This is a genomic window from Acinetobacter sp. Res13-Abat-PEC15-P4-01 (assembly GCF_015676285.1).
Classification (GTDB): Bacteria; Pseudomonadota; Gammaproteobacteria; order Pseudomonadales; family Moraxellaceae; genus Acinetobacter; species Acinetobacter nematophilus.
This window is the reverse complement of record NZ_JADAIN010000053.1, coordinates 37422-58040: the sequence shown is the minus strand read 5'-3', so window position 1 is coordinate 58040 and position 20619 is coordinate 37422. Positions and strand designations below refer to the sequence as shown.

Below are 20619 nucleotides of genomic sequence, written 5' to 3'. Positions count from 1 at the left end.
CTGGTGAGATATTGCAACATGAATGGACTGATTTTAGTCATAACCTTTATCAAAATGGGTAACTTTCTCTTTTTCAAGATCAATGTCTGATCAGAACTGAACTAATACAATTCATGTTTTTTAATTTGACTGTCACCGCTTCCGCCAAATATCTAAGAAAGCCCTTGTGATTGCAAGGGCTTTTTTTTGTCTATCGCTTATCTGATTCAAAGAATCAGATAAAAATAATCGATTAGTTTTTATAGAGATTTGATCAAACTAATTGGAAAAGAAAAAATCCTTCACGATTTGATTTTCACGGAGTAACCCTTGTTCCTAAGGAACAATCACAAAATCTGGATTGGCAACAGCAAAAGCTGCATCACGGTCTGGTGCAGGTGGATAAATCCAAATCGTGTTAATTTCCTGCTTAATCTTTTTACCTTCCGCACGGGTTACACATACTTTTCTATCCCAACCTTCAGTATATAAAGCTCCCCATGCGCCTAAATCCAAACATGTGACATATTTAGGCTGGCTATAAGGATGCAATGGGAGACTGACTAATTCTGCTGCTGCATTATGTCCAGCAACGCGACCGAGACTCATTGCATGTTGGCAAGACATCACATTGAAGTGACCAACATCATCCGTCGCAACTTTTACGGTATCGCCTGTGACAAATATATTTTTGGAAGATGGGGCATGTAGGAAAGAATCACCAAGGATTCGACCTAAATTATCTTTTTCACCTGAAATTTGTGCAGTCAATGGATTGGCACGCATACCTGCTGTCCAAATGATTGTATTGCTCTCAATGGTTTCGCCATTGGACAATGTTACGCCATTGCCATTGAGTGACAACACTCTTGTATCCGCTATGCTTTCAACAGCCAATTCAATTAAAGCGCTCTGAATTACCGTTGCGGCTTCATGACCCATCGCAATTGCAATTTCAGGTGAAGTGTCAACAAGAATGATACGTAACTCTTGCTCTGTACCTAGAATCTTTCTTAAGCGTTCTGGAATTTCAGTCACTGTTTCTAGACCGGTGAGACCTCCACCCACGACAATTACTGTATTTCGCGCTTTGCTATAGGGCTGATTCACTAGATCATTCAGATGTTGATCCAATTTTTCAGCATCCGCCAAGTCACTCACGCTAAATGCATATTCTGCAAGTCCAGAGATTGGCGGTATGAACGCACGACTCCCTGTAGCTAAAATGAATCGATCATAGTTCAGAATTTCTTGCTGGTTGTTTGATTTCTTTATTGTTATGGATTGGGCATTCTCATCTATATTTTCTACGATCCCTGAGATGTATGTTGCTCCGACTGCATCAAGCAAAGCAGAAATATCAGGATTCATATTTTCCAGAGATTGTTCGTAGAGACGAGGGCGAATCGTGAGGTTGGGGGTTGGTGATATCATGATCACCTCAATATTCTGTTCTTGATTTGCCAAGGCAATTGCTCTTTGAGCAGATATGACCGCCCATAAACCTGCAAAACCTGAACCTGCAACAATGATACGTTTATTCATTGGGATTTCCTTTTAAATAGATTGTTTTTTAAGCATCTTGAATTTTGGGTGAGTGAAAGCTCTCTCTGGCCTGATCAAAGTAGAGAGCATGGTTTATAAAGCGTTTACTGATCCAGAAACGGAAGATTAAAACCTTTTAAAAAACGTGATGTGTTTTCTTAGGAAGACTTGGCTTTTCGCATCTTCGTTGTTCTTTCTTGCATACGATGATTGATCCATCCATTTACATCACTGAAAAAAGTTTGAGGCGCTTTTCGACTAAAGCGTTCAGCGATATCCAAAAGCGTATGTGAAGCTAAAGCACTACGCATGGCTTTCTCAGCTTGTTGCATGACCGCATGTATCGCACATACGCCATCAGTTGCCCAAGGCGGTGGATTATTGTCAAAAACCGTACATTTTTCACGGATGTTTTGGCAGTCAAAAAGTGGTTTTTCACCTTCAATTGCTTGAACCACATCCAAAAAACTAATTTCCTCAGCGGGGCGAGCAAGCAAATATCCCCCACGAATGCCTTCTTGTGCGACAACAATCCCTGCTTTTTCAAGCTTAGGAAAAATCTTTGCAAGAAAACTGGATGAAATACCTTGCAGTTCAGCAAGATCACGACTGCTCAAAGCCTTTTGCTCATTGTTCACAAGAAACATAAGACAGTGAAGGGCGTATTCGACGCTAGATGTAATATAGGCCATATATTCGCATGCACTTATTGATTAAACACAGATTAACTTTGTCCTAGTTTTTTGTCAATATAAACTACGACTAATTTTATCTGTGTTTTAGGGGCGCTAGAAATTTTATAAACTATGCTTTTGAATGCTGAGATCATTTTTCTTTTAAAATGATTTGATATATAAATTTCGAGTGGCTGTTCCGAAATAGATTGAAGGGTGCCTTTTAACAGTGACTTGCACGTATTGGGACGTTAAATAAAAACAGCTGACCATCAAGAATAAATCAACATCAGACTTTCAGCGGATGCATTGGAGTGTGGTGTGTATTTCAAATCGTGTTGAATCCTCTATAGAGGAGGACAATAGATTGGAAATGATTTTGTATGAAACAGCGGTCAGAGTGAAAATATTGATCCATCTTTTATAGAATATGCTGAATGTTATGCATGATAAGTGACGCTTTATATCGCTGGTCAGGAACAGAGCTGCTCCTGACCAACACCTCATCATGATAAGCGTTCAGATGTATGGTTGGATGAATGGGGGGATAATGAACGTAAATCAGAACCAGAAGGTGCCTGATAAATTTTCAATCCAAATTCAGGGATAATTGCCATCAGGTGATCAAAAATATCAGATTGAATTGCCTCATAATCATTCCATACCGTCGTATTGGCAAATGCGTAGATTTCGAGAGGTATGCCTTCACTGGTGGGCTGTAACTGGCGAATGATGAGCGATTGGTTTTTTGCAATACCTGAATGTTGTTTTAGATAAAATTCAACATATGCTCGGAAGGTCCCAATATTGGTCAGACGTCGCTGATTATAGACAGACTGATTTTCAAACTGCTGATTAAAACTCTCAAGTTCAGACTGCTTATTGTCCAGATACTGATCCAGTAATAGGAATTCTTTTAATTTCTGTTGTTCTTCCTGAGTAATGAAGTGAATACTGGTTTGATCAATAAAAATGGAGCGTTTGATACGTCTTGCACCTAATAGCTTCATGCCACGCCAGTTTCTAAAGGTATCGGTCACCAATTTATTGGTTGGAATTGTGGTAAAGGTCTTGTCAAAATTTTGTACAGTAATGGTATGTAGTGACATATCAATGACATCACCATCTGCATTCAATGACGGCATTTCAATCCAATCGCCAATACGGACCATATCATAAGAAGAAATCTGTACAGATGCGACCAGAGAAAGAATGGTATTTTGGAAAACCAATAACAATACTGCTGCCATGGCACCAAATCCTGCTAGCAGAGTAAACACATCTTTCTTCAGGAATGTACCCAATACCAATAAGCCACAAACAATAAATACGATCAGCTTGACCAGTTGAAGATAACCTTTAATAGGCTTGTTCAGTGACTTTGGATTACGTTGATAGAACAGGTTGAAAACATTGAGCAGCTCACTGATCGCAAGAGCAATGGTCAGAAAGATAAAGGCTTGTGCAGCCATTTGAACCAGACTGACTACTTTTATAGACAAATGAGGAACTGTGTTGATCCCATTTAAAATAACAATCGCTGGAACAATGTTCGCCACTCTTCGGATAACACTGTGCTCAGAGAAAATTTCACTATAAGCAAACTTCATTTTGGAAATAAGTTTACGTATCCCACGAACAACGACCTGTTTTGCAATAAAATTTGCTAAAAATGCGAAAAGCAGCAGAATAGATAATGATGTCAGCATTTCTAACCATGGATACTGATCAGACCATTCCTGAATATTTTTTAAAAGGGCAAATTTATCCAAAAGTACAACCTCAAAATCTCGGATAGGTCATTGTATTGTTTGTGAATGACAATATTGGATAAAAATACTTTTTAGCTACATTTGGGCATCATTTATTTACTCAATTGAATGATCATATGATTTAGTATCGATTACCCACTGATTATATCTGTAAGTTTACACTTTAATTTGAGTGTCTAGATGATTTTCTGATCAGTTGTGTTCTATAGGTCTTTATATATTGCAATTTTTTTAATTCTCATATGACAGTAAGAAGATTGAATTGCTCCTATTTTTGCGTTTTTTAAAGTCTTAAATCACGATTTTTTTCAATCATATTTTTATGATGTTATCTTCAATACAGATGCTTCCCGTTATTTTCAGTTATATTGTTTGCATTGGATAGGAGATGGTCTGTGATCAAAATTCTTGGAAGAACTGATTCAATCAATGTTAGAAAATTATTGTGGTTGTGTGACGAACTCAATATTGCTTATGAACGCGAAGATTGGGGTCGTGGCTTTCAATCTCCTCAAACATCGGAATTTTTAAAATTAAATCCCAATGCCACGATACCCGTACTGATTGATGATGATTTTGTGTTGTGGCAATCCAACACGATTATTCGATATTTAGCCAATCAATATGGTGGTCAACATCTCTATCCTCTAGATGCCAGGCAACGTGCTGAAGTGGATCAATGGATTGACTGGCAAGGCATTGAATTGAACAATAGTTGGACTTACGCCTTAATGCATTTGGTTCGTCATTCACCCAAACACCAAGACTTAGAATATGTTGAACAAAGTATTCAGGCTTGGACCAAACATATGCATATCCTCGATCAACAATTAGAAAAAACGGGAGCTTATGTCGCAGGAGAAAAATTTTCTTTGGCGGATATAGTGATTGGGTTGTCTGTACAACGTTGGTATTTAACACCATTTGAAAAAATAGATTTTCCCAATGTCAAAACTTATTATCAACGTTTAAGTCAACGTGAGGCGTATATGAGATGGGGCAATAATGGTCAAAACTAGGTGGCGTGCAGATTTGAATTATGCCGTGATTGAATTGGATTGAAACAAAAGTGAAAGAGCTGAAAAATAATTTCAGCTCTTTGGTATTGCTTAATCAAGAAGCTTGAAGCCCGTTTGTGATCAAGGTTACACCTGTTGCTGACTGGATCTGCTCTAGGCTGACATCTTTTGCCAGTTCAATCAATTTGACCCCTTGCGGCGTTATATCCATAACGCCAAGATCAGTGATAATGCGATTGACAACCAATCTGCCTGTAAGGGGGAGTGAACATTCTGGGACAATTTTAGGACTGCCATCTTTGGCACAGTGTTCCATCAACACAACGACTTTTTGAACACCTGCAACCAAATCCATGGCACCTCCCATCCCTTTGACTTTTTTGCCTGGGATCATCCAGTTAGCTAAATCACCTTTTTCAGAGACTTCCATCGAACCTAAAATAGCGATATTCACTTTACCGCCCCGAATCATGGCAAAAGATTCTGCACTGGAAAAAAATGCAGCTCCTTTACGTGCAGTGACCGTTTGTTTGCCTGCATTGATTAAATCTGCATCTACTGTTTCTTCAGTTGGAAATTCATCTATTCCCAATAAACCATTTTCAGATTGAAGCCAGACATCAATATGCTCAGGTATATAATTTGCAACCAGTGTCGGTAAGCCGATACCTAAGTTGACATAAAAACCATCTTCTAGTTCTTGAGCAGCACGCTCAGCCATTTCATTACGCGTCCAAGCCATGATTAAGCCTCCGTTTTCAATGTCAATTGTTCAATTCGTTTTTCAGGTTGTGCATTCAAGACGATACGATTGACATAGATGCCAGGAAGATGAATTGAATCAGGTTCTAGCTCACCGATTTCAACAATTTCCTCAACTTCGACAATGGTCAATTTGCCAGCCATAGCGCATTCCGGATTAAAGTTACGGGCTGTTTTACGGAAAATAAGATTGCCGGCTTTATCTGCTTTGTAGGCTTTTACCAAGGCAATATCTGCTACCAATGCATGTTCAAGGATATAGTCTTTACCCGAAAAATTACGGGTTTCTTTTCCTTCTGCAACCAGTGTACCCACACCTGTCTGGGTAAAAAAGGCAGGAATACCTGCACCACCGGCACGGAGTTTTTCCGCCAATGTTCCTTGAGGCGTCAGTTCAACTTCAAGTTCACCATTTAAATATTGACGTTCAAATTCTTTGTTTTCACCAACATAGGATGAAATCATTTTTTTGATTTGTTTGGTTTGCAACAGTTTACCCAGACCAAAATCATCGACGCCAGCATTGTTTGAAATACAGGTTAGCCCTGTTACACCAGTTTCTTTTAAAGCATCAATCAATGCTTCTGGAATTCCACATAATCCAAATCCGCCTACAGCAAAAATCTGGTTGTTTGCAACCACATCCGCTAAAGCTTCATGTGCACTCGCGACAACTTTGTTCATCGTTTTAACTCTATGTCCTTTAGAACTTTTATTATTAGCACTCCGTAAATAATTTTAGAAATTGATTCTTTCAAATGTTCAATGAGAAAAACTCATTAATTTTGCTTTAGGAACACTGAGTACGGTTCTGGAGAAAAAGGTTTAAAACGGATAGGTCAACAAGGTGTCGATAAACTGGGAGGAGATATTGGAGAGTTCAAAGTCTTTTTTATAAATCACCCCGACAGGAAGACTGACTTCACTATCTTCAATTTCAATCAACAGATTATTTTCTTTATCAATATAATTTTGAAAGTGCCGTGGAATTGCACTGACACCCATCCCAAAAGCCACAAAATGGGAAAGTGAACTGATTTGATGGCACTCAATTTTTAAATCCAGAATTAAATCATTCTGGGCACATTTTTCTTCGACCACATGTCGAATGATTGACGGTTTCTGTAAGGTGATAAAGGGATAAGAACATAACTCATGCCATGTCACTGCTTTATGCTTTGCCAGTACATGATCTTTCGGAAGCAATGCCAAAAAATCTTCATTGAAAAATGGTTTAAACACTAATTGATCATTGTGTTGAGGTTCAAAGCAAATACCGAGTTCAAAAATACCTTCTTGTACTTTTTCGATGATTTTTTCATTGGGAATATCATGGATTGAAAAATTGATATTGGGATGATGCTTGTTAAATTCATTCAGTACCGCAGGTAAAATAGCATGTGTTGCAAAGGGCATGGAGGCGATATTGAGTGTTCCTCGATGCAGTTTAAAACGTTGTTTGACATCTCTTTCCATATCTTCCCAATTGGCTAAAAGCTTTCTGGCAAATGGAATTAAAGCATTTCCTTCCGCAGTAAGATCGACACGTCGGGTATTACGTTTAAAGAGCTTGCCACCGAGTTCATCTTCTAAGCTTTTGATACTCAAACTTAAAGCTGATTGACTCAAACAAAGCTCATTGGCAGCATTGGCATAGTTTAATGTGCGAGCAAGAACCAAAAATGCTTTTAATTGTTTGAGTGTCATAAGTCTACCTCATTGATCTTTAACCCTATGATACGCTAAACCAAGGATCTTTGATCGTATAGCGAATGATTTAGATGCTTAAATAATAATGGGTTTAGTCAATAAGCCAATTTCAATGGAATAGTACAAACTTAAGAAAAGTTTAATTTTTTTAATGGGTTAATCTAAGTTTTCTGGTGAATCAATATTGACTGTGTACGAATGAATAAATTTAATCCGAAGTTTTTAAAAGAATCAATGGACGGTTTTTGTTGAATGATCTTGAAAATCATCAGTTTGTTTTTTATTTCAGCACCGATTGAACAAACGGCAATATAAATCTGCTCCAATTCATGAGCTTTTCATATTAACTGATAAATATTTTCAAATAATATCCCTAAAAATTTGGATTATAGTTTTATCGATAATTTGGACATGGATATTCCAATTTATAAATCTGGACGATTTATAAAAGCTCAATATATTGACGAAAATTAATTTTTCTAAGCATCCATTTTATTTATTGAATGACCCATTCATATCAATCAATGGGATTGCCTTGTGATGATTTGAAATAAAACAAGGTGGATTTAGACATATATGCTTTAAGGACGGAGTAAAAAATATGTGGGAACTGGGTATAATTTTGCTTTCTCTGGGGCTGTTGATGTATACCGCCTACAGAGGATTTTCTGTGATTCTCATGGCACCGATTTGTGCCTTATTCGCCGTCTTACTGATCAATCCAGCCAATGTTCTGCCATTTTATTCTGGTGTATTCATGCCAAAAATGGTGGGCTTTATTAAAGATTATTTCCTGGTTTTTTTACTTGGGGCAATTTTCGGTAAAGTGGTTGAAATGTCCGGTATTGCAGAATCAATTGCAAAAACCATTGTCCAACTGATCGGCTCTAAAAATGCCATGCTGACAGTTGTGCTTTTGGGCGCGATTCTCACCTATAGTGGAGTGAGTTTGTTTGTGGTGGTTTTTGCAGTCTATCCATTTGCAAACCAATTGTTTAGACAAGCCAATATTCCAAAACGGTTGATTCCAGGCACAATTGCACTGGGTGCTTTCTCGTTTACCATGGATGCTTTACCAGGTACACCCCAGATTCAAAATGTGATTCCGACTACTTTTTTCGGAACCAATATTTATGCCGCACCTTTTTTAGGAATTATTGGGGCAATTTTTGTTTTGGGTGTCGGTTTAAGTTATTTGGAGTGGCGTCGTCGTGTTGCTGCTCGCAATGGTGATGGATTTACTTCGGGTATCACGCTGACAGAAGCCGAACTACAACAATTCGAAAGTCAGTCTCAACAACAGGATAACGGTTCTGGACTACGCCAATTCATGGCATTTGTTCCATTGATTTTAGTGGCGGTGATGAATAAATATTTATCCACTGCGATTAAACAATGGTATCCGAACGGCTTTGATTTTAATGCGATTGGACTTGCAAACTATACGGTGGATGTTGCTAAAACATCAGCAATTTGGGCGGTCGGTTTGGCATTAATTGTAGGTATTATTACCGCCATCATGTTTGATTACCGCCGTGTCTCCACAAGTTTTAAAGAAGGCGTAAATGCAAGTATCGGTGGTTCTTTACTTGCGGTCATGAACACCGCGTCTGAGTACGGTTTCGGTGCCATCATTGCGGCATTGCCTGGTTTTGCAGTTATTAGTCATGCTTTGGGACATACTTTTTCCAATCCATTGGTGAATGGTGCAGTGACCACCACTGTTTTAGCAGGGATTACTGGTTCTGCTTCGGGTGGGATGAGTATTGCGTTAAGTGCGATGGCCGATCAATACAATGCTGCTATTGCTGCAATGGGAATTCCTGCCGAAGTGATGCATCGTATTGTTGCCATGGCATCAGGAGGTATGGACACCTTACCGCATAATGGTGCAGTCATTACTTTACTTGCCGTAACAGGACTTACCCATAAACAATCGTATAAAGATATTTTTGCCATTACGATCATTAAAACGATTGCCGTGTTTGTTGCGATTGCAGCATTTACATGGTTTGGTATTGTCTAAGCTTATATTGAAGAAGCAACACAGGGAGTCAAACATGAGTCAACTTCTCAAAGATAAAGTTGCATTTATCACAGGTTCAGCAAGTGGTATTGGACTTGAAATCGCTAAAAAATTCGCACTTGAAGGGGCAAAAGTGGTCATTTCAGATATGAATGCGGATAAATGCAATGACGCTGTTCTTGCCTTAAAAAAGGATGGATTTGAAGCATTATCTGCACCCTGTGATGTATCTAGTGAAACTGCCTATGCCGCGGCAATAGACTTAGCCCATTCTACTTATGGACGCTTAGATATCCTGATCAACAATGCAGGTTTTCAGCATGTTGCGGCTATTGAAGAATTTCCAACGGATATTTATCAAAAGTTGTTAAATGTGATGTTGGTGGGTTCTTTTATTGGCATTAAACATGCATTTCCAATCATGAAAGCACAAAAGTACGGTCGTATTATCAATATGGCTTCGATCAATGGTCTAATCGGTTTTGCAGGAAAAGCAGGTTATAACAGTGCGAAACATGGGGTGATCGGTTTAACTAAAGTAGCGGCTTTAGAGGCTGCGCGCGATGGTATTACCGTCAATGCATTATGTCCGGGTTATGTGGATACGCCTTTGGTTCGTGGTCAGATTAAAGACTTGGCGAAAACACGTAATGTAAGTGAAACCAGTGCACTTGAGGATGTTATTTTAGCCATGGTGCCGCAAAAGCGCTTACTCAATGTTGAAGAAATCGCAGATTATGCAATTTTCCTCGCTTCTGAGAAAGCAGCAGGAGTTACAGGTCAAGCTGTGGTGATGGATGGTGGTTATACAGCGCAATAGTGTCAATATTCATCCAATCATAATTATATTTTCTCGCTGTTGATATCGCTGCGGAAAGATCTGCTTATTCATCATCATTATTTGTGGAGGACGAAGTCCTCCACAAAATTGAGCAAGTCTTGCCGCTATAAAAGCATTATTTTTCACTGTTAAATATCAAGATATTCCCCACATTTTTCAAGGACAAGAGGAAGTGTATATATGAAATCAGTCAATAAGATTGCCATTATCGGTACTGGTGTAATTGGTGCAAGTTGGGCTGCTTTCTATCTCAGTAAAGGATTTCAGGTCAGTGCATTTGATCCAGCACCTGATGCAGAACACAATTTAAACAATAGAGTTCAAATCTATTTACGAGACCTGTTTGAATTGCAAGAACACAAACAGGGTGATTCGGAAAGTTATATTACAGATCTTTTAAACAATTTAAGCTTTTATGGACATATCGTCGATGCGGTCAAAGATGCCGATTTTATTCAAGAAAACGGTCCAGAAAGAATTGATTTAAAAAAACACCTGTATGCGCAACTCACACAGAATTGTCCTCGGGATACGATTATTGCTTCAAGCTCATCCGGTTTAAAAATATCCGACATTCAACAAGATTGTGTTTATCCAGAACGAATTGTTTTAGGACATCCTTTTAATCCGCCACATCTATTGCCGCTTGTGGAGATTATTGGTGGCGAGAAAACACAGGCAAGGTATATACAGGATGCTTTTGAGTTTTACCGATCATTGGGTAAAAAACCGATTTTGATCCAAAAGGAAGTCAAAGGCCATGTGGCAAACCGCTTACAGTCAGCGATTTGGAGAGAAGCATTTTATCTGGTTTCTGAAGGCGTATGCAGTGCAGAAGATATTGATACTGCAATCACCAATGGACCTGGACTACGTTGGGCAATCTTTGGTCCTTATCTCAATATGCAACTGGCCAACCAGCAGGGTTTTAAAGCGGCTATGCATCATTTAGGTGAGCCAATGTCAGAATGGTGGGCTGATATGAAGCCCTATACACTTACTGAAGAAAAAATCGATATGTTGGATGATGCAACTCAGCAGTTTATTAACAAGTTAGGTGATAGAAATCTTCAAGAGACACGTAATCAAGCGTTGTTAAAAACGTTGAAAATGAGAGCTGAACTGGATTTGCCATAATCGTATTTGTTGAATCAATTTACTGTTGAATTTTAAAAGCTTGTCCCGCTATAGTGAATAGCGATGGTGATTTTGAAATGATTCGAGATCGCTATAGTCAAGCTTTTTAAAAAGCGTATCCAGCAAAATATAATTTCTGTTGATCAATAGAATCCATGCGATAAATATATTATTGAATGATACCAAGCTTTGATTGCTGCGCTTTAACCCTAAGGTTTAAATAGATTTGTGTAGAGCGAGCCTCACTTTGATCAAGCAATTTTGTTCAACCAGAATCCTGCACTGCAAACCAAGCAAAGCTTTGTTTGCTCGTATACGTCCGTTCGACATGATGACATCCATGTTGCTTGATCAGAAAAAGACCATTTAAGAGCCAAAAAATAAAATCAAAAAATTGTAAAAAGCATCAATTTCATTGGAAATCAATGATTGAAATCAAATTATAGGTATAAATAATCAGGTGCTTTGACGATATTTAGAAATCAAACAGTTTTATTTGATTTCTCAAGTATCATGCCGCGGTTTAAGTCTCTATATAGATACATCTGCTTATATTCATTGATTCTAGAATAAAAATTACTGATATGGTCTAAAAGTGAAGGCATCAGGATGGCTGATCATATACAGATCAGAGCGCAATCTTATGAATCTCAGCACTGGGCATTTGGTTATATAAGCAGTATCTGCTGTTTTCTAATGTTATTCATGCCAAGGCTTGTCATTAAATAATTGAACAATCCACTCAATAAAGACTTTTTGTTTGGGTGAAAGTAAGTTTTTTGAAGCATAGAGTAAAGACACAGGAAGTGAGGGTACAGGATAGGCTGTTAAGATTTGATCAAGTTTGCCTTGTGCTATTTGGGAGCGATGGCCATAAAGTGGCACTTGAATAATTCCGAAATGATTAATTGCAGCTGCTGTATAAGTATTGGCGCCATTTACTTGAATTTTGGTCGCTAAATCAAAGCTTTGAATTTCCTGATCCACACAAAATTCGAGAGGGAGCGATTTTTGTCGAGCAGATGAATAAAAGCCAACCATAAAATGTGAGTCTAGATCTTTTAAGTTTTGAGGTATGCCATAGCGTTGCAAGTATTGAGGACTGGCCAAGGTGACCTGTTGAATATTGCCAAGATGCCTAACAATCAGCTCACTGTTGTTGAGCTGACCAATACGAATGACACAATCAATGCCTTCTTTGATGAGATCGACATAGCGATCACCTTCGGAAATTTGTAGTTGAATTTGAGGAAATTCAGTTAAAAAATCTTGTAATTTGGGCAAAATATAATGGGCTGCGAAAACACCATGTACTGCTATATTCAGCACCCCTTGAGGTTTTGCATGGAGAAAACCATGGTCTGATTGGTCGATATAATCCAGGATATATTTACAACGCTCATAATAGATTTGCCCCTCGTGAGTCGCGCTGACTTGTCGTGTAGTACGAAATAATAAACGTGTATTCAATTGCGATTCTAATTGCTTAATTGCATCTGTCAGGGTTGAACGCGGCAGATTTAAAATTTGTGCAGCTTTCGTAAAACTTTGTTGTTCAAGCACATGTACAAAAACGGACATTGCATTTAATTTATCCATTGCGCATTCCAATTGTTTGTATTTTTCGGATAAAGATGTCGAAAACCAAGAGATTATCATGTTTTAAATGAACAGTATCATACAACTGATCAATACGTATATTTCATCAGAACAGGTCATTACGATGCATACAGTCAATCACATACAGCATGAAAAAGTCATTCTTATTACGGGAGCTTCAAGAGGAATCGGAGCGTTTACAGCAGGTTTATTGGCACAACAAGGGCATAAGATCATTATCAACTATGCCAACAATGATCAAGAAGCACAGAATGTTTTGAATAATATCCAAGCTATGGGGGGTACGGTCAGTCTATTTAAAGCTGATATCAGTCATTCCGGTGAAGTTACTGCGCTTTTTGATTATGCAATCCAGACCTATGGTCGTTTGGATATTCTGATCAATAATGCCGGAATCATGAAACTCGCTAAGATTGAGCAAGTCGATGATGAAAGTATTGATCAAATTTTAGCAATTAATCTCAAAGGCTCACTTTATACTATGCGTGAAGCCGCCAAAAGATTAGAAAAGGGCGGTAAAATTATTAATTTATCCAGCAGTGTGATCGGGATGAAACTAGAAGGTTATGGCATCTATACTGCTTCAAAAGCTGCGATTGAAGCCTTGACTGCAATCTTGGCTAAAGAGTTAAGAGGCAAAAATATTACGGTGAATGCCATTGCACCGGGACCTACTGCAACAGAACTTTTTTTAGAAGGCAAGAGTGCTGAAGTTATTGCAAGTTTAACAAAAGCTTCGCCCTTAGAGCGTTTAGGCGCTGTAGAAGATATTGCCGCAGTGCTGGATTTTGCTGTTAATGAAGCAAGTAATTGGGTCAATGCACAAGTACTTCGGGTAAATGGTGGGATTGTTTAATCTACTCAAAAAAACCAAAGGGCTATAGCCGATAATGAGATAATGGGTTGGATATAGTCCTATATTGCATGATCAAATTGAATGCTAAAGAAGCGGTATTACCCTGTATTGTTTAAAGTATGTGCCTGAGCCAAATAATTTTCCATTTCCTCATTCGGAACCATACCTCCTCCAGTTCCCCAAACAATATGATTGGCATTTTTTAATTGTTTTTGGCTAAGCTGATGGAGTGTTGCATAGTCTTGGGACTGATGGATCAAAACTGGTCCAAGCATACCTGCCAGTGCAGAAGGTTCCAATTTCAGTTGTTCAGAATCATTAAGCATTCCTAATAATAAATACATGCTTTCATCGCTCAATGTATAGAACCCATCCAGCAATCGTTGCATGGCCCGTCCAACAAAACCGGATGCTCGTCCAACAGCAAGACCATCAGCGGCAGTGATATTATCAATTCCTAAGTCTTGAACAGAAATTTCATCATGTAATCCCGTCGCGACACCCAGTAGCATGCATGGTGAATGGGTCGGCTCAGCAAAAATGCAATGTACATGATCACCAAACGCCATTTTTAAACCAAATGCGACACCACCTGGACCTCCACCGACACCACAGGGTAAATAGACAAATAGTGGATGTTCTTGGTCTACTCGAATATTTTTTTCATCTAATTGCTGTTTTAAGCGTTGTCCTGCAACGGAATAGCCTAAAAAAAGTGTTTGAGAGTTTTCATCATCAATAAAAAAACAATTTGGATTGTTCTGCGCTGATTTTCGACCTTGCTCGACTGCGACACCATAGTCTTCGGCATATTCAATGACGGTGACATTGTGCGCACGTAATTTGTCTTTTTTCCATTGGCGTGCGTCTGCTGACATATGTACAGTCACATCGAAACCAAGTTGCGCACTCATGATTCCAATCGAAAGCCCCAGATTTCCTGTAGATCCGACAGCAATACTGTACTGGTTGAAAAAGGATTTAAATGCTGGGCTGTCCAGTTTCATATAGTGATCTTCAAGCGACAATAATCCTGCTTGAATGGCAAGTTTTTCAGCATGGTAAAGCACTTCATAAATCCCACCTCGCGCTTTAATCGAACCCGAAATCGGAAGGTGACTGTCTTTTTTCAGCCAGAGTTGTCCCTGTATTGATTGTCCAAAATGTTGTTCTAAGCGTTGCTGCATATTTGCAATGCTGACCAATTCTGACTCTATGATGCCTTTGGACGATTTTGTTTCTGGAAAGACAGACATCAAATAAGGGGCAAAACGAGTTAGACGTTGACTGGCATCTTCTATATCCTTTTGCCCAAGTCCTACATAAGGTAGTCCATCTGTAAGTGATGTAAAATTTGGATTGAACCACACTGTTTCTTTTAATGAGATGAGATCAGCCACGATAGGATATCGAGCGATTAATTGCTGAATATGTTGAGCATCCATAAAAATATTCCTGAGTGCTGAGATCATCTGTGCAAATCGCCATAGATCAGTCGATAGTGTTAATCATTTTGCCGTAACTTTGAAATTGCTTACGCAGCATGTGCCTTTATGCCCAAAGTTTGAGGATTGATGTATTGAAATTAAATTTGAAAAATCTGTCAAACGAAGAAATTTGATCCATGCATTAAACTCATTCATGTGAAAAGAATGCACTGATGCTTGCTATGGCTGATCATTGCAGGAGTCATTAAAAATACTTCTCTTCATGCAATCTAAAAAGATTCCTCCTATATTTAGATTCTAAATAAATGGGGCATGATCAAGATCGGCAATCCAACAGGATGAACAATTGAATAGACGTTTATTCAAGCTCTAAAGGTAAATGTATGAACAGCACCTATAAAAACCTGACAGGTTTGCAGCTTTCAAAGCTGTATACTTTCGAAGTTGCAGCAAGACATGAGTCCTTTGCTTTAGCCGCAGAAGAACTTTTTATAACGCCCGGTGCAGTCAGTCACCAAATTAATTTGTTAGAAAAAGAACTTGAAATCAAACTTTTTTTACGCCTACACCGTAAAGTGAGGCTCACACCTGAAGGCACTCGTATTCTTGAAGCTTTACAGTCTTCCCTAGATTTATTAAATACTGAAATCAATGCATTGAAAAATCAATCATTGGTTGGTCCTTTAACCTTATATGCAAGACCATCAATCGCACAGTGTTGGTTATTACCCCATTTGCCTGATTTTATACAACGTTATCCGTATATTGAGCTCACTGTTTTGACGGGCAATGAAAATGTAAATTTTCAGCGAGCTGGAATTAATCTTGCCTTATATTTTGACCATCAACCTTCTCATCAACTTAATTATCAATATTTGATGGATGAATCAATTGTCCCTGTCTGTAGTCCTGAGTATGCTAAAAAGATTGGACTTAACAATAACTTAAGTAATTTAGAATATTGTACATTATTGCATGATTGTCAGGCATGGAGTCATGGTACGGGAACAGGTGAATGGAATAGCTGGGCACAACATTTTCAAGTCAATATAGAACATCTATTTCAATTAAGTTTCGATCGTTCTGAGCTTGCATTGACGGCTGCAAAAAATCATCTGGGAATGGCTATGGGTCGAAAAAAATTAATTGAAAATGATATAAAAAATGGTGCACTGATCATGCCATTTCAACACATGGAGTTGAAATGTGAACAACATTATTATCTCGTTTCATTAAAGAATAATGAATTACCCAAAGTCAAAGCGTTTAGTGATTGGTTATTAGAGCTTGTGAAAAAAGAATCAATCAATTGAAAAACATCGAGCAGAAAATTTGAATTCGCGCCAAGCAATTTTATTGTTATTACACTTTGGATTCATCAGCAATACTGTTTAAATCACTGAAAATATGTTGCTTTTAGATACTGTGGACATGTTTTTTTATTGTTTAAATCATGATGATTGTGTTTAATTTATTTTAAATAAAATATTGTTTTGTTTAGTATTGGTGAATGGTTGAAATGAAAAAAATGAGTGATTTATATTTTTTTTGAAGGTCAAGCATAAAAAAATCATATTGTAAATAATAATCTAATTGATTATTATTCTCATTTATTAAGTTGTGTGTACATTTGTAATTTGTATAACGTTATGTTTTTACGATGGGATAAAGCAAAAATACATACAGTTAATGATTATCAATATCATTTAATAAAAGGCATCTCGCTCATGAAAGTACATCCTTTTGAACTCTATCAAACTACTCAGTCGAACCGTTTGGGCTTAAAACTGCGTTATTTATCACTCTGCCTGTTTACATTGATGGCAGCAGGCACGAGTTCAGGAGGCCATGCAGAAGAAAACAGTTCGGAAAAAACTAAATCTGATCCTCAATATAATTCCCTAGCCACGATTACGGTTTATGCGCAGTATGAAAATGATGCGCCTGTTAGCCGCACCTCCATCAGTCGAGACAATATGGATAAAACCGGTGTAACGGATATGGCAAGTATTGTGAAATATTTGCCATTGGTGAATGCACCATTTTCCGTTGGCGGTGGGGGGACATTTTTTGATGGCACTGGAACAAGCAGCTATAACATTCGTGGTATCGATGCAAATAGAATTGGTTTGGATGTCGATGGCATTGACTTGGCAGATGCAACCGTTAGTAGTTATGTACCACCAAAGAGTATGAGCAGACGTGGCGCCGGTCGAGATTATATTGAACCGGAAATGTTTAGCACGGTAGATATTGTTTCAGGCACGACAGATGTTTCCACAGATGGTATTGGAGGGCGAGTTTCATTTAAAAATAAATCACCAGAAGACTATTTGGTAGATGGAAAAACAGTCGCAGGCACTGTAAAAGCAGGCTACAGTTCTGCGGACCAAGCGTGGTTATCATCGGTCACTGGGGCTGTTGGTCACGATGATGTCCAAGGACTTGTCGCCTATGCCCATCGTAAAGGGAATGAAACCAAGCCAAACTCAAAAACACCTGCATTCCCATCAGACTGGACTTCAGATGCAGTGCTAACACGTTTATTGTGGAATTTATCAGATCAACATCAACTTAATTTTACCGCAGATTATTATCAGAAAAAAACGGATACCAAAGATATTGCTGCAAACTTATTTTCTAATTTTAAAAGTGATGCTAAACAGCATCAAGCTATTGATCGAACACAATTCAGTATCCAGCATACCTACAGACCCAATGATTTTCTGATGTTTGATCAGTTGAACAGCAAAATATGGTATCAGCAATCGAATAACGATACTGCAACAACCTTTATGAACAGTGCCACGGTTGCACGTGATTTTTCAACAACTTATAAAGAGAAAAATATCGGCTTAAAAGTTGAGGCTAAAAAAGAGTTTAAAAATCAGAAACTAAAATATGGTATTGCCGCAGATAAGAAAGAATATGCAAGTACTAAAGTTGATTTACGTAATGGTCAAACAATTTCAACCATCTATCAAGGTGGCTATCTCTTAAACTCTGAACTGAAACGTTACTCTGCTTATGCATCAGACGAGTTTAATTTCGATGTACTGGGACGTGATTTAATTTTAACGCCTGCTGTCCGTGTTGAACGGCAAGAATTTAGACCTGAGATCACATCTTATAGTGATGTTCAGGCGAAGGACTATAATTATGTTTCTCCGAGCTTTTCAGCCAGCTATCAATTCACGCCTAATAATTACAGCTATTTAAAATATTCGAGAGGTAACCGTATTCCATCTCCAACAGAAATTGGCGGGGTTTACCAAACCACGCCTGGAAATCCGAGTTATATCGTCATTGGTAATTCTAACTTGAAAAAAGAAAGCAGTGATGCATTTGAACTAGGTTTAAGAAATACATCAATTGATGGAATCAAATTTGATCTGACAGGATTTTATACCAAATACAAAGATTTTATTGATTACTACAATTATGGAACAACGCCACAATTTCCTTATGGTTACTACAGAGCTGAGAATCTCGCTGATGCACAGATTTGGGGAGCAGAACTTTCCACGCGAATTGATTTAGGCCAATTTATTTCTAGTTCCGATGGTTATAGTTTGGCAGTGGTCGCAGGTAAGAGCAAAGGATCTGCAAAAAACAAAAATGGCGGCAAAAGTGGAGTGAATTCAGTTCAACCCGAAAAGGGAAGCCTGACGTTTGCCTATGATGATCCGAATAAAGTATTTGGTTTGGGGATGACGGCTACAGCGGTTGGCGGAAGAATAGCAACCCAGGACGTCACGTCTTATCAAGATAACATTAAATATCAGAATGTCGCTGGTTATACCGTTTTTGATTTGTCTGCCTATTGGAACGTCAATACGTTCACCAAGCTTAATGTGGCATTCAATAATATCTTTGACAAGACTTATTGGGACTATGCAGCAGTCGGTACGATTACTGGAGCAAATCAGACAAGTATCATCGACCGTGCTGCAGAACCCGGTCGTAATATTGTCGCAAGTATTGAATTTAAATACTAATTTTTTCATCAACTGCGAGCAAGATTTTTTTAATCGAGTAAATTTAAATCTAGAAAGTATCTGTATCTAAGGAAATGAACATGAAAAAATTGGCACTCTTGATTGTAACTCTCACAGCAATGACCAGTCCCGTATCAACGATTGCTGAAACAGCAGCACAGACGAATGTTTACCAACAGGCATATGCCTTGTATATGCTTTATCATCCGAGTAAAAAAGATCAAGCAAGTCCAAGTTTGAGTAAACAATATTCTCAAGACTATGCTGAATTATTCAAGGGAAATAAAAAGGTGACACAACAGCAGTTTGTTCAATTTGAGCAGGCACGTTTAGAGCCTCTCCTTAAACAGCGTCGAGAAATGTCTGAAAAACAGGCACATATACGTTTTGGTATTCTGGATAATAATAAGGATAAAAAATTGACCTTAAAAGAGTTCCAAGAAACGGGTTTAAAAACTTTTAATGAGTTTGACAAGAATCAGGATGGTTTGGTCAATGCTGAAGATGCCAAACTCTCGGGTAAAAACAATACAACCCATGACGGTTTCCGAATGAAATTACCCATTTCAATGCCTATGCCGAGCAATACGCAAGAATTCATTGCACAATATGGTCAAGGAAAAAGCTACGTTACGCTTGGTGATTACTTGACGGCACGAGACAAACAATATTTCGCAACAGATGCCAACGGTGATCATATCGTGACTGAGAAGGAATATGTCGATGAGTTTATGCAACGCTTTGACCAAAATATAGCATCAGGAAAAATTAAAATGCAGGAAAACGCTGCTCAACAATTCCAAGTAATCAGTCAAGGCAAAACCAGTATCCGAATGACCGATCTTCAACAGTTTGCTAAAAAACTGGATCAAGTAGCAAAGTAATGATTCATCTGACTTCGATGCAACCATATCGTTAAGCTGTTGAAAAAATCTTGGCGGAGTATGGCTAATTTTTCACTCAATTTTAGAATCAGCCTGTGGCTAACCCTATCTTTCTTTCGGGACGAGGAGCGAAGCTCCTCAAGGGGAACTATCATGCGCAGTCACATCGCTGTTCACTGCAAAACTCGTCAACCGCAAGCAACACATTTAATCCTTTGTTTTTGTTGATATCTGGCTGCTCAATAGGGTGACATTCGTGTCGCCTCAGGCTAGAAAAACCAGTGATGATTCAAAAGGACGAAATAAATGAATCCCCAAATCTTCTCACAATTTGTACAAAAGCATAAA

At 38.3% G+C, this 20619-nt stretch carries 16 protein-coding genes; 8 read left to right on the top strand and 8 right to left on the bottom strand.

What is annotated here, in order from left to right; translation table 11 throughout:
• Positions 1–315: 315 nt before the first annotated feature.
• The 3 genes from IMO47_RS19120 to IMO47_RS19110 form a co-directional block, all read right to left on the bottom strand.
• Entirely contained in the window at positions 316–1524 is a 1209-nt protein-coding gene (locus IMO47_RS19120) for an FAD-dependent oxidoreductase (protein WP_196074875.1), read from the bottom strand.
• Between the two features lie 158 nt (positions 1525–1682).
• Positions 1683–2216, bottom strand: coding sequence for an Rrf2 family transcriptional regulator (locus IMO47_RS19115; RefSeq protein WP_196074874.1), 534 nt, complete (start codon positions 2214–2216; stop codon positions 1683–1685).
• Between the two features lie 488 nt (positions 2217–2704).
• Positions 2705–3970: a mechanosensitive ion channel domain-containing protein gene (locus IMO47_RS19110; RefSeq protein WP_196074873.1), complete on the bottom strand. Its 1266-nt coding sequence runs from the start codon at positions 3968–3970 to the stop codon at positions 2705–2707.
• 395 nt (positions 3971–4365) lie between these two features.
• Here IMO47_RS19110 and IMO47_RS19105 point away from each other — a divergent pair, with 395 nt between their 5' ends.
• Positions 4366–4989 (top strand): glutathione S-transferase, encoded by a 624-nt coding sequence (locus IMO47_RS19105; RefSeq protein ID WP_196074872.1) that lies wholly within the window; start codon positions 4366–4368, stop codon positions 4987–4989.
• A 94-nt stretch (positions 4990–5083) separates the two neighbouring features.
• On the opposite strand, the gene IMO47_RS19100 is transcribed toward IMO47_RS19105, so the two are convergent.
• From IMO47_RS19100 to IMO47_RS19090, 3 genes are all read right to left on the bottom strand, one after another.
• Complete coding sequence (locus IMO47_RS19100) at positions 5084–5731, bottom strand: 3-oxoacid CoA-transferase subunit B (RefSeq protein ID WP_196074871.1); 648 nt, start codon at positions 5729–5731, stop codon at positions 5084–5086.
• Positions 5732–5733: 2 nt separating this feature from the next.
• Positions 5734–6435: a CoA transferase subunit A gene (locus IMO47_RS19095; protein WP_196074870.1), complete on the bottom strand. Its 702-nt coding sequence runs from the start codon at positions 6433–6435 to the stop codon at positions 5734–5736.
• 141 nt (positions 6436–6576) lie between these two features.
• The gene (locus tag IMO47_RS19090) at positions 6577–7458 is read right to left on the bottom strand and encodes a LysR family transcriptional regulator (RefSeq protein ID WP_196074869.1); all 882 of its coding nucleotides are present in this window, start codon (positions 7456–7458) and stop codon (positions 6577–6579) included.
• A 604-nt stretch (positions 7459–8062) separates the two neighbouring features.
• On the opposite strand from IMO47_RS19090, the gene IMO47_RS19085 reads away from it, so the two are divergent.
• The 3 genes from IMO47_RS19085 to IMO47_RS19075 all read left to right on the top strand — a co-directional run bounded on the left by IMO47_RS19085 (position 8063) and on the right by IMO47_RS19075 (position 11465).
• Positions 8063–9487 (top strand): GntP family permease, encoded by a 1425-nt coding sequence (locus IMO47_RS19085; protein WP_151751593.1) that lies wholly within the window; start codon positions 8063–8065, stop codon positions 9485–9487.
• A gap of 34 nt (positions 9488–9521) precedes the next feature.
• A complete protein-coding gene (locus tag IMO47_RS19080; RefSeq protein ID WP_196074868.1) occupies positions 9522–10307 on the top strand; it encodes a 3-hydroxybutyrate dehydrogenase in 786 nt (261 codons plus the stop codon).
• 201 nt (positions 10308–10508) lie between these two features.
• Positions 10509–11465, top strand: coding sequence for a 3-hydroxyacyl-CoA dehydrogenase NAD-binding domain-containing protein (locus IMO47_RS19075; protein WP_196074867.1), 957 nt, complete (start codon positions 10509–10511; stop codon positions 11463–11465).
• 699 nt (positions 11466–12164) lie between these two features.
• Here the strand turns inward: IMO47_RS19075 and IMO47_RS19070 are convergent.
• Positions 12165–13064, bottom strand: a complete 900-nt coding sequence (locus IMO47_RS19070) for a LysR family transcriptional regulator (protein WP_196074866.1) — start codon at positions 13062–13064, stop codon at positions 12165–12167.
• Between the two features lie 124 nt (positions 13065–13188).
• On the opposite strand from IMO47_RS19070, the gene IMO47_RS19065 reads away from it, so the two are divergent.
• Positions 13189–13941 carry an SDR family oxidoreductase gene (locus IMO47_RS19065; RefSeq protein ID WP_196074877.1) on the top strand — a complete coding sequence of 251 codons (753 nt, stop codon included), beginning with the start codon at positions 13189–13191 and terminating at the stop codon, positions 13939–13941.
• A gap of 98 nt (positions 13942–14039) precedes the next feature.
• Here the strand turns inward: IMO47_RS19065 and dsdA are convergent, their stop codons facing one another.
• Positions 14040–15386 (bottom strand): D-serine ammonia-lyase, encoded by a 1347-nt coding sequence (gene dsdA, locus IMO47_RS19060; RefSeq protein ID WP_196074865.1) that lies wholly within the window; start codon positions 15384–15386, stop codon positions 14040–14042.
• A 386-nt stretch (positions 15387–15772) separates the two neighbouring features.
• On the opposite strand from dsdA, the gene dsdC reads away from it, so the two are divergent.
• The 3 genes from dsdC (at position 15773) to IMO47_RS19045 (ending at position 20271) form a co-directional block, all read left to right on the top strand.
• Complete coding sequence (gene dsdC / locus IMO47_RS19055; protein WP_196074864.1) at positions 15773–16702, top strand: DNA-binding transcriptional regulator DsdC; 930 nt, start codon at positions 15773–15775, stop codon at positions 16700–16702.
• A 414-nt stretch (positions 16703–17116) separates the two neighbouring features.
• Positions 17117–19387, top strand: a complete 2271-nt coding sequence (locus IMO47_RS19050; RefSeq protein WP_196074863.1) for a TonB-dependent receptor — start codon at positions 17117–17119, stop codon at positions 19385–19387.
• 80 nt (positions 19388–19467) lie between these two features.
• Positions 19468–20271 carry a hypothetical protein gene (locus IMO47_RS19045; RefSeq protein WP_196074862.1) on the top strand — a complete coding sequence of 268 codons (804 nt, stop codon included), beginning with the start codon at positions 19468–19470 and terminating at the stop codon, positions 20269–20271.
• Positions 20272–20619: the final 348 nt, after the last annotated feature.

Bases quoted from the DNA above. Each gene is read 5' to 3' on its own strand.
- IMO47_RS19045 (WP_196074862.1), top strand. From the start codon at position 19,468: ATGAAAAAATTGGCACTCTTGATTGTAACTCTCACAGCAATGACCAGT.
- IMO47_RS19095 (WP_196074870.1), bottom strand. From the start codon at position 6,435: ATGAACAAAGTTGTCGCGAGTGCACATGAAGCTTTAGCGGATGTGGTT.
- IMO47_RS19085 (WP_151751593.1), top strand. From the start codon at position 8,063: ATGTGGGAACTGGGTATAATTTTGCTTTCTCTGGGGCTGTTGATGTAT.
- IMO47_RS19075 (WP_196074867.1), top strand. From the start codon at position 10,509: ATGAAATCAGTCAATAAGATTGCCATTATCGGTACTGGTGTAATTGGT.
- IMO47_RS19115 (WP_196074874.1), bottom strand. From the start codon at position 2,216: ATGGCCTATATTACATCTAGCGTCGAATACGCCCTTCACTGTCTTATG.
- dsdA (WP_196074865.1), bottom strand. From the start codon at position 15,386: ATGGATGCTCAACATATTCAGCAATTAATCGCTCGATATCCTATCGTG.
- IMO47_RS19080 (WP_196074868.1), top strand. From the start codon at position 9,522: ATGAGTCAACTTCTCAAAGATAAAGTTGCATTTATCACAGGTTCAGCA.
- IMO47_RS19070 (WP_196074866.1), bottom strand. From the start codon at position 13,064: ATGGATAAATTAAATGCAATGTCCGTTTTTGTACATGTGCTTGAACAA.
- IMO47_RS19100 (WP_196074871.1), bottom strand. From the start codon at position 5,731: ATGGCTTGGACGCGTAATGAAATGGCTGAGCGTGCTGCTCAAGAACTA.
- IMO47_RS19120 (WP_196074875.1), bottom strand. From the start codon at position 1,524: ATGAATAAACGTATCATTGTTGCAGGTTCAGGTTTTGCAGGTTTATGG.
- IMO47_RS19050 (WP_196074863.1), top strand. From the start codon at position 17,117: ATGAAAGTACATCCTTTTGAACTCTATCAAACTACTCAGTCGAACCGT.
- IMO47_RS19090 (WP_196074869.1), bottom strand. From the start codon at position 7,458: ATGACACTCAAACAATTAAAAGCATTTTTGGTTCTTGCTCGCACATTA.
- IMO47_RS19065 (WP_196074877.1), top strand. From the start codon at position 13,189: ATGCATACAGTCAATCACATACAGCATGAAAAAGTCATTCTTATTACG.
- dsdC (WP_196074864.1), top strand. From the start codon at position 15,773: ATGAACAGCACCTATAAAAACCTGACAGGTTTGCAGCTTTCAAAGCTG.